This window comes from Vibrio sp. TMPB1044, assembly GCF_030442075.1.
GTDB lineage: Bacteria > Pseudomonadota > Gammaproteobacteria > Enterobacterales > Vibrionaceae > Vibrio > Vibrio satsumensis.
Genome location: NZ_JAUJED010000078.1, coordinates 262,531 through 274,861, shown reverse-complemented (window position 1 = coordinate 274,861; position 12,331 = coordinate 262,531). Strand labels below are relative to the sequence as shown.

Genomic DNA, 12,331 nt, shown 5'->3' with positions numbered 1-12,331 from the left:
AAAAAAAAGCGCCGTCGGAATCAACCGACAGCGCTTAGGGCTATTCTATTCTGTGAGTCATAGACTGACTTTGAGGCAAGCTATTTGCTTTCGTCTTTCTTACGGAAACCATCTAAGATGATCATCGCAGCACCGATACAGATTCCCATATCCGCTAAGTTAAATGCAGGCCAGTGGTAAGTGCCCCAGTAGAAGTCTAAGTAATCGACAACAAAGCCATGTACGACTCGGTCAAACACATTACCTACTGCGCCACCAATGATGATCGCATAAGCAATGTTATTCCACTTCTCTGCTGCTGGTAGTTTGCTCATCCAGTACGTCAGCATGCCTGTTACCGCAAAAGCGATACCCGTAAATAACCAACGCTGCCAACCACTTTGATCACTCAAGAAGCTAAACGCTGCACCGTAGTTATGGACATACAGAAAGTTAAAGAATGGCAGCACCTCAATACGGTTTGCCCAGCCATAACCCATATTGTCCATGACAAAGAGTTTAATGCCGATATCAGCCAAGAAGACCAATAGAGCCAGCCATAACCAACGTACACCAGATTGTTTTAACGAAACTTCACTCATTTCAATTCCTAGTATTTACGAAGTTGATATTCATTGTTAGTCACCTTAAGTGGCTTTGATTACCGACTTGGTTAAACACATTTCCTATAACTAAAAATAACCCCAGTTGATACTGGGGCTATGATTTTTACAAAAAGTTCAGTCTTTCTCTGAGTCGTTATGCGAACTTACGCACTTCGCCTTCACCGTCGATGTTCGACACACAACGACCACAAACTTTCTCGTGACCTTCGATAGTGCCTACATCTGGAGTGTGGTGCCAGCAACGATCACACTTCTCAGCTTCAGTAGCTGCAACTTCAACGAATAGACCAGCAACGTCTGTCGCTTGCGCTGCATCAGACTTCTCGCTCAGTGGCTTAACAACAGCTGCAGAAGTGATAAGTACGAAACGTAGTTCATCTTCTAGCTTGTTGATTTTCGCCGCTAGTGCGTCGTCAGCGTATAGAGTAACTTCAGCTTGCAGTGCACCACCGATCGTTTTCTCTTTACGAGCATCTTCAAGAAGCTTATTCACTGCGCCACGAACAGATTGGATTTCAGTCCAGAATTCGTTGCTTAGCTCTTCGCCTTCAGCAAGACCAAATAGACCTTCGAACCACTCACCTGTGAATACGAACGTGTCGCGCTGCTCTCCAGTTGGTAGAGAGCTTGGCATCTCGTTCCAGATTTCATCTGCAGTGAACGACATGATAGGTGCCATCCAACGAACGAGAGCTTCTACGATGTAGTAAAGCGCAGTCTGACAGCTACGTTGAGCATGGCTGCCCTGCTTCGCTGTGTACTGACGGTCTTTAATTACGTCTAGGTAGAAAGAACCCATTTCGATAGAACAGAACTGCATTAGACGTTGAGTCACACCGTGAGTATTGTACTCGCCGTATGCTTTAACAATCTCTTCTTGTGCAGCTTGAGCACGGCCAACAGCCCAGCGATCAAGTGCAACCATCTCTTCAGCAGGTACTAGGTCAGTTTCAGGGTTGAAACCGTTCAAGTTCGCTAGGAAGAAACGAGCCGTGTTACGAATACGACGGTAAGCATCCGCTGAACGCTTCAGGATTTCATCAGAAACCGCAACTTCACCTGTGTAGTCTGTAGAAGCAACCCATAGACGCAGGATATCTGCACCTAGCTTGTTGGTTACATCTTTAGGTGCAACAACGTTACCGATAGATTTCGACATCTTACGGCCGTTACCATCCACCACGAAACCGTGTGTTAGTACTTGCTTGTATGGTGCTTCGTCTTTCATCGCGATAGATGAAATTAGAGAAGACTGGAACCAGCCACGGTGTTGGTCTGAACCTTCAAGGTAAAGATCAGCACTGTGAGTGCGCTCTTCGTTCGGGAAGTTGTACTCTTCGCGAGAATCAACAACAGAGAAGTGCGTAACACCTGAGTCGAACCATACGTCTAGCGTATCCATTACTTTTTCGTACTTATCAGCGTCTTCTGCGCCCATAAGTTCAGCAGCGTCTACATCCCACCAAGCTTGAATGCCTTTCTCTTCAACTAGCTTCGCAACTTTTTCAATAAGCGCTGGGCTTTCTGGGTGAAGTTCTGCTGTTTCTTTATGAACAAACAGAGCAATTGGCACACCCCAAGTACGTTGACGAGAGATACACCACTCAGGGCGACCTTCAACCATGCCTTCGATACGGCTTTGACCCCATTCAGGCAACCACTCAACACTCTTGATTGACTCTAGTGCTTTTGCACGTAGGCCAGCTTGATCCATAGAGATGAACCATTGTGGTGTTGCACGGAAGATGATTGGAGTTTTGTGTCTCCAACAGTGTGGGTAGCTGTGCTCGTATGCGTGGTGATGCAGAAGTGCACCTTTCTCTTTTAGAACTTCTAAAACAGAGTCGTTCGCTTTGAATACATGCTGACCAGCAAATAGCTCAGTATCTGGCAGGTAAACGCCGTTTGAACCAACTGGGTTAGCGATTTCTAGGTTGTACTTCTTACCAACCACGAAATCCTCTTGACCGTGGCCAGGCGCAGTGTGAACCACACCAGTACCTGAATCCGTTGTCACGTGGTCACCAAGAACAGCAGGAACAGTAAAATCGTAGAACGGGTGGTTGAACTGAGAAAGCTCAAGATCAGCACCTGTAGCAAAACCAAGGTTATGGAAATGCTCGATACCTGCACGGTCCATTACGTCTTTTGCTAATTCAGAAGCAACAACGATACGTTGAGCAGGCAGGTCGCCATTCGCTTCAACTTGGATAAGCACGTATTCAAGATCATCACGTAGACATACTGCGCGGTTCGCCGGCAGAGTCCATGGTGTTGTCGTCCAGATAACGATTGAAATTTCGCCTTGACCCGCATGACCTTCAGCTAGAGTAAATTTCTCTAGAAGTGCCGCTTCGTCAGCTGCAGTAAATTTCACATCGATAGATGGAGAAACTTTATCTTTATATTCAACTTCAGCTTCAGCCAGAGCAGAACCACAGTCAGTACACCAGTGAACTGGTTTGAAACCTTTAAGAAGGTGACCTTTGTCTGCGATTTTGCCTAGAGAACGAATGATGTTCGCTTCAGTGCCAAAATCCATAGTGCGGTAAGGTTTGTCCCACTCGCCCATGATACCAAGACGTTTGAAGCTCTCTTTCTGACCTTCAACTTGACCCGCAGCGTACTTACGACACTCTTCGCGGAATTCAGCAGCCGAAATCTTCTGACCAGGCTTACCTTTCTTCTTCTCAACCATTAACTCGATCGGAAGACCGTGACAGTCCCAACCAGGGATGTACGGTGCATCAAAACCAGAAAGGGTCTTAGATTTGATAATAATGTCTTTAAGAATCTTATTCAGCGCGTGGCCAATGTGAATGTCGCCGTTCGCGTATGGAGGGCCATCATGCAGTACGAAAGATTTTTTACCTTTCTTTGCCTTACGGATTTCGCCGTAAAGATCTTCTTTGTACCAACGCTTCAGCATTTCTGGCTCACGATTTGCCAGATTGCCGCGCATTGGGAACCCTGTTTCTGGTAAGTTCAGGGTATCTTTATAATCACTCATCGATTCTTAATTCCGTTATATTGGGCGAAGTTAGACATTATGTTAATCGGTGGAATCATCCGATTAATTCTTTAGCTGAAGCAGCCACACCCTTGCGGCTTCAGCATCCAATTCTATTTGATTCTTTAGTGCGTCGAACGATTCAAATTTTATCTCGTCGCGCAGTTTGTGCAAAAGTCGTACTTCTAACTGTTTACCATATAAATTGGCTTTAAAGTCAAAAAAGTGCACTTCTAATTGCTGCCTTACCCCATTAACTGTTGGTCGTTGTCCAATATTAGCAACGCCACCGACAGGAACACCATCGATATCCAAAGCTTCAACAACATACACTCCCGATACAGGAGAAACACAACGCTTTAATGGAATATTAGCGGTAGGGAAACCGATAGTTCTCCCTAGTTTTCGACCATGGGACACTCGACCACTAATACTGTAATCACGTCCTAACATGGTAGCACTTGCAGCCAAGTCATCGACCGCTAATGCATTTCGTATCTCAGTACTACTTACTCGTAATTGGTTTAAGCAATAGCTTTGGGTGCTTACCACCTCAAAACCGTACTTCTCGCCCGCCTCTTTGAGCATAGCGAAATTACCAGTGCGACCTTTACCAAAGCAAAAATCGTCACCAACCACCAAGAACTTCACACCAAGCTTATCAACCAAAAGATCTTTAATGAATGCTTCTGCGGATAAACTTGCAAAATACTGATTAAAATTGACACACAATAAGCGACTGATATCTAGCTTACTCAGTTGCACGTATTTGTCTCGTAAGCGAGTTAAACGTGCTGGCGCTCTATCTCGGGCAAACAGCTCCATAGGCTGCGGTTCAAACGTCATAACAACAGAAGGTAGCCCTAATGCTGCAGCTTGTTTAGAAACCTGACTCAGAACCTCTTGATGTCCTAAATGAACACCATCGAAGTTACCTATGGTTAATACACAGCCATGATGCTGCGCTTTAATATTGTGTATACCTCGGATCAGTTCCATTATGATCAGCTAAAACCTGTTATTTGCATCATTTATTGTGTGAAACCGACGGATTATATACTAATCAGTATTAATCTGTCGCTGCTTTTAAATGTTTTACTCGGATACCTAAAACCAGTACCGAAACAATATAAACAAAGCCACCAAGTCCAATCAAGCCTGTTAGCATCAGCGCTCTCTGACTAAAGCTCCATTCAAGCCACTGTTGCATATTATCTAGCTGCCACAAAATAGCCGCAACCATCACACCGCCAGAGACAATTAACTTCGCGCAGAACAACAAAGTCGTCTTTGTTAGTTTGTAGACACCAGCAAGGTGTAAGCCGCGATATAGCAGTGCCATATTCACAAAGGCAGACAGCGCCGTCGCAATAGCCAACCCCACATAACCATAGAAATAAGCAAGGATCGCGTTAAACACCATATTGGTCACCATTGCGATAATGCCGTACTTAACCGGTGTTTTGGTATCTTGGCGAGAGTAATAGCCCGGGGCTAAAACTTTAATCAACATGAAGTTAAGCAAGCCTGACGCGTAAGCTACCAATGACATCGATGCCTGCTGTACATCATGTGGAGAAAACTCACCGCGCATGAATAGCACCATCAGCATTGGTTTAGCTAAAACGATAAGACCTAACATCGCAGGAATACCAAGCAGCAAAACCATGCGCACGCCCCAGTCCATGGTATGCGCGAACCCTTCCCCTTGAGCATCTACGTGTTTACGAGATAAAGCAGGAAGAATCACGGTCGCAATCGCGATACCGAATAAACCGAGAGGAAATTCAAGCAGTCGGTCTGAGTAGTACAACCAACTGATAGAGCCTGTTGCGAGGAAGCTGGCAATAAAGGTATCAAACAATAAATTGATTTGACTGACCGATACACCGAATAAAGCAGGGATCATTAGTGTGCGGATCTTAACTACACCCGGATCTCTCCAGCCCCACTTCGGCTTAACCAACACACCCGCTTTGATCAAGAAAGGCATTTGGAAAAGAAATTGGACTAAGCCACCAAGAAACACACCAATGGCTAAACCAATTTCTGGTTGTTCTAAATTAGGTGAAATAAACCATGCAGCGCCTATGATCATCACGTTCAAGAACACTGGAGTAAAAGAAGAGACCGCAAACTTACCTAATGTATTAAGAATGGCCCCAGATAAAGCTACGAAGGTGATAAACCACAAATAAGGAAAGGTAATCTTGAGCATAAAGCTCGCTAGCTCAAATTTTGGTGCTGATGGGCCATCATTTAGCCAGTCGATAAACCAACCCGCACCAAACATCGCGGTGATCACGCCAGAGCCCAATACCCCGATAACGGTGACGATAGACACTAAAACTCCGAGCGTACCTGATACTTTGGCAATTAAATCTCGAGTCTTATCTTTATCACCTGCTGCGTGATATTCCGTTAATACAGGAACAAACGCTTGAGAAAACGCACCTTCTGCAAAAAGTCGACGTAAGAAATTAGGAATTTTATTAGCGAAGAAGAATACGTCAGCACTCGCTCCAGCCCCCATCAAATTTGCTACTACTACATCACGTACTAGCCCCAACACACGGGAAACAAAAGTCATTGCACTGACAATCAGGCCTGACTTTAATAGTCGTTTACTCACAGAAACCTCTGACACTGGTTGATTACTTTCAAGCGAGGATAAATACTATCCTATCCTAAGAAGCATATTTATTAGCATTGGTCTAAAAATGCTGTTAGAATCCCCGCCATCTTAACCGCGATGACCTTTCCATACCAAAGTTTGTTTGGCTACGATTGGTTTTTGCACAAATCATTTGACAATTAAGCGCTAATGAGGGATAGTCCTCGCCCTTAAATTGTCACCGAACTAAGTTTTTGGGAGTTAGACCCTTGGCAAACAGTAAATCTGCTAAGAAGCGCGCTATCCAAGCTGAGAAACGTCGCCAGCACAATGCTAGCCGTCGTTCTATGATGCGCACTTACATGAAAAAGACTATCGCAGCTATTGCAGCTGGTGATAAAGAAGCTGCAACTGCTGCTCTTGTAGAAGTTACACCACTTCTTGACCGTATGGCGACTAAAGGCCTTATTCATAAGAATAAAGCTGCACGTCATAAGTCTCGTTTCGCTGCTGCAATCAAAGCTCTTTAATAGAAATTTGATTACAACGCAAAACGAAAAAAACCGGCCTAGGCCGGTTTTTTTATATCTAAATTTTGAATAACGCTTTTATTTTACGTGCTAACAGCCATTTTACTTACCGATAGACAATTAAGCAGATAGATAAAAAACAATCAGGAAAATAAAGAGAGAAGCAAATTGGTACGTAGATAGATAAATAGATTTTAACGTTCGACATGAAATACTGACACTTCCTTGTGTCATTCCATCGCTGATAAGAAATCCCCCTCCCACCAGCAATTAGCTACTTACAGTATATACCATGCAGTAGATTAATCATCGCTTTGACTTCTTCGCTGCTCAATGTGTAATACACGGTTTGAGCTTCTTTGCGAGTTTCGACCAAACCATCTCTTCTCAACCAAGCAAGATGTTGAGATAAAGCAGACTGACTCAGTTCCAACTTGCCACACAACTCCCCAACCGACAGCTCAGTACCATGTAATAGGCACAAGATCTGTAAGCGACGCTCGTTGGCCATGGCTTTGAGTAGAATCACAGCTTGCGCTGAGTTCTTCTCCATCTCTTTTAAGTTCATAGTTTGGCTCCCTACAACCTTTACGCCAACTACGGGCTATCAGTATTTCCGGCATATGGTGGCGTTATGATAATCGATATCAATTCATTAACAAACCGCCTCACTCGAACAATTTGCTAAAATCTGCGTCGCATACGTTTTTTACTGCTGGATGTTGGATCATCCTCTCAGCAAATATGACGTAGTACTCCTCCTTTAACTCTTCAATACCACACAATAATTGCAGTGACGTATCTTCCTCAACTTCAGACATATAAAGCGTCGGCGCTAAGAATATTGCGTCATCGTGATAACGAGCAAAAGCCTTCATCAATGCCGCGTCATCAAACTCCCCCAAAATATCAGGTTTAAGTCCTTGTCTATCGAACCATTGCAGTACTTTACGTCCCATCGAAGTTCGGCTTCCTGGGATCAAAAGCTTTCTTTGTTCTAATACTGCGGGGAAGTTAACACCTTCAACCTGACCTGAACTAAAAAAGCTCATTCCACTCTCACCCAATTTTTTACTAAACAGACCCGGGCTTTGACTAGAGTCCACCGGACAGTCAGACAAGATCATATCGAGTTTATGTTGTGAGAGTTGCTCAAGTAACATTTCATGGGTCGATTCAAAACAGCGTAAATGAATGCTGTTATCAGGGGGAATGGTCGACATCAGTATCTTACTGACGAGCCTTTTAGAGAGTGCATCTGCAACGCCAACATCAAACAAAATATTGGAGTGCTGGCTGTAATTCACGATATCCAGCATCTCGTAACTCAGGCCAAACATACGATCGGCATATTTAAAGACCAGCTGTCCAAGCTCTGTAGGCTCAACACTGCGGCCATTACGCTTGGTCAACTTGCCATCCATGCGCTCTTCTAAGGCTTTTATCTGCCCCGTTACAGTTTGTGGTGTTAAGAATAGGGCTTCTGCAGCTTTAGTAACTGAGCCTTGCTTGCAAACCATCCAGAAGTAATACAGATGGTTATAGTTGAGGTGCGACATAGATGTGCCGTAATAAAAGAGTAGATAGCCTTTTATATCAAATATGACACCGCCACTCAATAAACTCGGAAAAACCAAACCTAACTAAGTATTACTACCTATTTTTACGAAGTGTCTGATTTCATAATGTAATATTTCAGTGAATATTTTCAATTTTTCTCCAACTTTTAAGATCTACATCACCAAGTTACAAACCAAATAAAATCCAACAAAAACAATTAGTTAAAATAGCAATATTTACTGTCAAAATATTTAAACAGTAAATCATCACAAAAAAAACCGACCTAAAGCAAAATGTAATATTACTGAAATATTTATTCTCTAACATCACGCTCAGATTAAACAAACAGACCAAACACAGACTTAAACGGTCCAATGGAGAATACATTATGAACCAAGCTACTACTGCAGCAGCGCCTATCTCGAGCACTACTCGTTGGCTACGCTGGGCTAACTTGGCATTCATGCTTTACCTACTATTACTTTCAGTTTCAATGGTTGGTACAGGCTTCAAATGGGCAACAGGCGAGCAAGCAAAGGTTCTTTTTGAATTTGCTTCACACCCAGTTGCAGGCTTAATGATTGGTTTAGTAGCAACAGCGCTGATTCAGTCATCTAGTACAGTTACTTCAATTATCGTTGGCCTTGTGGCAGGTGGTTTACCTGTTGAGCTAGCAATCCCAATGATCATGGGTGCGAACATTGGTACTACGGTAACCAATACGCTAGTTAGCCTTGGTCACGTTCGTTGTAAAGAAGAGTTCAAGCGTGCATTCGCAAGTGCGACAATTCACGACTTCTTTAACCTATTAGCTGTGGCTATCTTCCTACCACTAGAGATGGCGTTTGGTATTCTAGAGAAGATTTCTCACTGGTTAGTATCACCAATGCTAGCAACAGGTGATATGAGCATGGGTGGTCTTAACTTCATCAAGCCAATCACTAAGCCAGTAGTCAGTGCGATTAAAGAGCCTCTATCAACATTTGGCGACACTGTTGGCGGCATCATGCTTATCGTTCTAGGTATTGCGACTATCTTCGTAGCCATCACAGTAATGGGTAAGCTAATGAAGAGCCTAATGGTTGGCCGTGCTCGTGAGATTCTAAAGAACGCAATCGGTCGTGGTCCAATCCACGGTATCGCTTCTGGTTCTATCGTTACTATCCTTGTTCAGTCTTCTTCTACGACAACAAGCTTGATGGTTCCGCTAGTAGGTTCAGGTGTTCTTAAAGTACGTGACGTTTACCCATTCACTCTGGGAGCAAACATCGGTACATGTATTACCGCTCTACTTGCAGCAACAGCAGTATCTGGTGAGTTCGCAGTATTCGCACTACAAATTGCTCTAGTACACTTGGTGTTCAACATCATGGCAACGGTATTCATCTTCGGAATCCCGTTCCTACGTGAACTTCCAGTTAAAGCGGCTGACATGATTTCGGATATGGCTGTGAAGAACAAATCTGTAGTAGCAGGCTACCTTGTTGCGGTATTCCTTGTACTGCCTGGTACAGTGTTAGCTCTGACTGCTTAATAGCAAAACAAACATCGCTTATAGCAAAGCCCGCAACCTAGGTTGTGGGCTTTTTCTTTTCTGCACAGCAGATACGGGATTCGAGTAAACGAGTGGCGAAGACCCAGAAGCAGATTAGAGATACGGGTAAGCGAGCAACGAAAAACACGAACTGTGATAGTCGTACTTGGTATATCGCCGACTCAAACCTAGGTATGTTTTTCGTATTAATAATCTCATTTACTCGTTTCTATTCTTAGATCTTCGTATCTCGCATCTCGCGCACTCGTATCTAGCTACCCTACTTACCCTGCTCATTACGCAGGTACATAATCGCAACCATGCCAAAACCGATAAATTGCCATAGATACTGTCCATCGCTTGCGCCAGTGATGGTTTGAGTGAAAGCCATACAAGCAGTCACAAACAAAGAAGAAAATGCAGCATAAAGTAACCACGGACGGTCTTTCCCGACCATGAACTCACCTGCAAATACAGAGCGAATAACCAGTAAAAATGGAACACATTGCAACGCAATCAGAATCGGAAACATAAAGTCGAACGTTGGGCTAAGTAAAGCATGACCGACTTGGCTCTTATCCCAAGTGCCTACAATATAGCCTTTCCAACCAGCCCAGGTGTCTCCCGCATATGCGGTATCCGGCGAAATGAAGCCAAGTAGTACGCCCATCACTTTATCGATAAAGCCATTTTTGAACCAAAAGACGAATAAAAAGATCTGAATCGGTATGATCTGAAAAGCAAACTTCTTCAACATGTATGTACCCCAAATAGTGAATTATTTGGTGACAAGTATGTGGAATTCGGCGTGTTTACACTTGATGCAAGGCAATCGAGCCTAAGTCCAAACAATAATCAAACATGTTGAGAAGCCTGTTGGCACAAGAAAAACTTGCGGGAATACCGGAGCTATCAGCTCTCATGAAACACCTTCGCTTGAAAGAGAGTTTAGGCATTTAGAAAAGGTTTGGTTTTTATAAAGATTCAATAAGATCAAAGAGTTGACCGTCATGCTCTTTTTTCACTTCAGTGTAGCGTTGATAATTGTATTGTGAGCCTTTTGGATTATCCGATAGCTTGTCAGCCACACTGAGTAGATAAAAGCTAATTGGACTCGGCGTACTTTCAGCAGCATAAGAAAGGTAAGGAAAAGCTTGATTGGCATGTTGGTTAATTAACAATGCAAGCCCTAGGGTCAGATTGGCAATATCACAACGTGGGTTCATCTCAAAGGCTTGCTTTGCCAATTGCAGAGCGCGTTCGCGATCTTCTTGCTCACTGTTTTGCAAATAGGCCAAAGACTCGGAATACGACAGCAAAGCATTGACCAAATAATTATCTCGCCCTTGCTGTTGAATCACATCCAACTGAACCGCTATGTCTTCAAATGGCTGACCACCTTTGCCTTGGTAAAAAAGCGATATCCCCTCAGAGATAACACTCCAATCCTCGTAGTTTTCGATAGAGGTCACTCGATGACTTGCCACGCCGTATTCTGAGCTCATAGGAGCAATAATGGCTTTGATCTCGAGAATCACATCCCCAATGGCATCAAAGAAATTATCTTGGCTGAAGCGCTTTTCCACTTTCTGACTTTGATTGGGCTGGCGGTTGTTTTGTACAAGTACGCTCAGTACATACTCTCCACCCTTTTGCTTGAGCCAACCTTTGAGTTCGATACCATTGTTGACCAGTGATTGCTTACCTTGTTTAGATAGCTGAGAAAAGTGGTAACCCGATAGGTTTTTAGCTGAGTTCAGCCCATAGAAAAGATAGTTATACACACTCTCCGACATCTCATAATCGTTCGTAGAATCGAGTGTTATATCATGGATATAAACGGGAATTACATCATTTTGATTAGCAGAAATAACAGTGGTGTCATTAGTTGGGACATCGAGTTGCCACGCCCAGGTAGCTATTAAGCCAACAGAGAATACCGCTGTTGTAATCAGGGCGATGGTTTTCTTTTTCGACTTAGCGACAAGGGCCTTAGGTTCAAGCTGAGAGACGTCCTCGATGGGAGTTGGTTCGATGCTCGGCTGAGTCACCTCAACATCGAACAGGTAACCTTGCTTAGGAATGGTCTGAATAATCTGATATGGGCGTGACTTATCCTGAAGCTGACTGCGCAGTAAGCTGATGACCTGTCTGACCAAGTTGTCAGACACTTGAGTTCTTTGCCACACATCCGCGGCAATCTGCTGCGTACTCACCACTCGCCCACGATTCTCAATGAAATAGCTCAGCAATTTAGCTTGCAATGGCTCTAGATGAATCGCCTCATAATCAATCACCAACTGATTCTTATCAGGGTAAAATGAAATAGGGAAGTCATGTTGCAATACAAAGCAATGCGAGCGAGTCATAGCAGTTCTGTAGTTAGAAAAGACCCCACAAGGTTATTGGTTTTATAAATGGTAAGCAAGCCAAGCATCACAAATAAAAAAGGCTGCACAGTGGCAGCCTTTCAATCAA

10 protein-coding genes are annotated in these 12,331 nt (G+C 43.7%); 2 read left to right on the top strand and 8 right to left on the bottom strand.

The window, feature by feature from the left end; all coding sequences use genetic code 11:
- Positions 1–80 precede the first annotated feature (80 nt).
- The 4 genes from lspA to murJ form a co-directional block, all read right to left on the bottom strand.
- A complete protein-coding gene (lspA, locus tag QQ041_RS23485) occupies positions 81–581 on the bottom strand; it encodes a signal peptidase II (RefSeq protein ID WP_004735054.1) in 501 nt (166 codons plus the stop codon).
- A gap of 157 nt (positions 582–738) precedes the next feature.
- Entirely contained in the window at positions 739–3,615 is a 2,877-nt protein-coding gene (gene ileS, locus QQ041_RS23480; RefSeq protein ID WP_285955170.1) for an isoleucine--tRNA ligase, read from the bottom strand.
- Positions 3,616–3,678: 63 nt separating this feature from the next.
- Positions 3,679–4,614, bottom strand: a complete 936-nt coding sequence (ribF, locus tag QQ041_RS23475; protein ID WP_017062867.1) for a bifunctional riboflavin kinase/FAD synthetase — start codon at positions 4,612–4,614, stop codon at positions 3,679–3,681.
- A 70-nt stretch (positions 4,615–4,684) separates the two neighbouring features.
- The gene (gene murJ / locus QQ041_RS23470) at positions 4,685–6,247 is read right to left on the bottom strand and encodes a murein biosynthesis integral membrane protein MurJ (protein WP_353057850.1); all 1,563 of its coding nucleotides are present in this window, start codon (positions 6,245–6,247) and stop codon (positions 4,685–4,687) included.
- Positions 6,248–6,498: 251 nt separating this feature from the next.
- Between murJ and rpsT the strand changes: the two genes are divergently transcribed.
- Entirely contained in the window at positions 6,499–6,759 is a 261-nt protein-coding gene (gene rpsT, locus QQ041_RS23465) for a 30S ribosomal protein S20 (RefSeq protein WP_004739529.1), read from the top strand.
- A 274-nt stretch (positions 6,760–7,033) separates the two neighbouring features.
- Here the strand turns inward: rpsT and QQ041_RS23460 are convergent, their stop codons facing one another.
- Both QQ041_RS23460 and nhaR read right to left on the bottom strand, forming a co-directional pair.
- Positions 7,034–7,327, bottom strand: coding sequence for a metalloregulator ArsR/SmtB family transcription factor (locus tag QQ041_RS23460; RefSeq protein ID WP_004735028.1), 294 nt, complete (start codon positions 7,325–7,327; stop codon positions 7,034–7,036).
- Positions 7,328–7,427: 100 nt separating this feature from the next.
- Positions 7,428–8,318, bottom strand: a complete 891-nt coding sequence (gene nhaR, locus QQ041_RS23455) for a transcriptional activator NhaR (RefSeq protein ID WP_146490559.1) — start codon at positions 8,316–8,318, stop codon at positions 7,428–7,430.
- 389 nt (positions 8,319–8,707) lie between these two features.
- Here nhaR and QQ041_RS23450 point away from each other — a divergent pair, with 389 nt between their 5' ends.
- Positions 8,708–9,853, top strand: a complete 1,146-nt coding sequence (locus QQ041_RS23450; RefSeq protein WP_048662115.1) for a Na/Pi symporter — start codon at positions 8,708–8,710, stop codon at positions 9,851–9,853.
- A gap of 280 nt (positions 9,854–10,133) precedes the next feature.
- On the opposite strand, the gene QQ041_RS23445 is transcribed toward QQ041_RS23450, so the two are convergent.
- Positions 10,134–10,610 (bottom strand): hypothetical protein, encoded by a 477-nt coding sequence (locus QQ041_RS23445; protein ID WP_146490558.1) that lies wholly within the window; start codon positions 10,608–10,610, stop codon positions 10,134–10,136.
- A gap of 217 nt (positions 10,611–10,827) precedes the next feature.
- Positions 10,828–12,222 carry a winged helix-turn-helix domain-containing protein gene (locus QQ041_RS23440; RefSeq protein ID WP_285955168.1) on the bottom strand — a complete coding sequence of 465 codons (1,395 nt, stop codon included), beginning with the start codon at positions 12,220–12,222 and terminating at the stop codon, positions 10,828–10,830.
- Positions 12,223–12,331 lie beyond the last annotated feature (109 nt).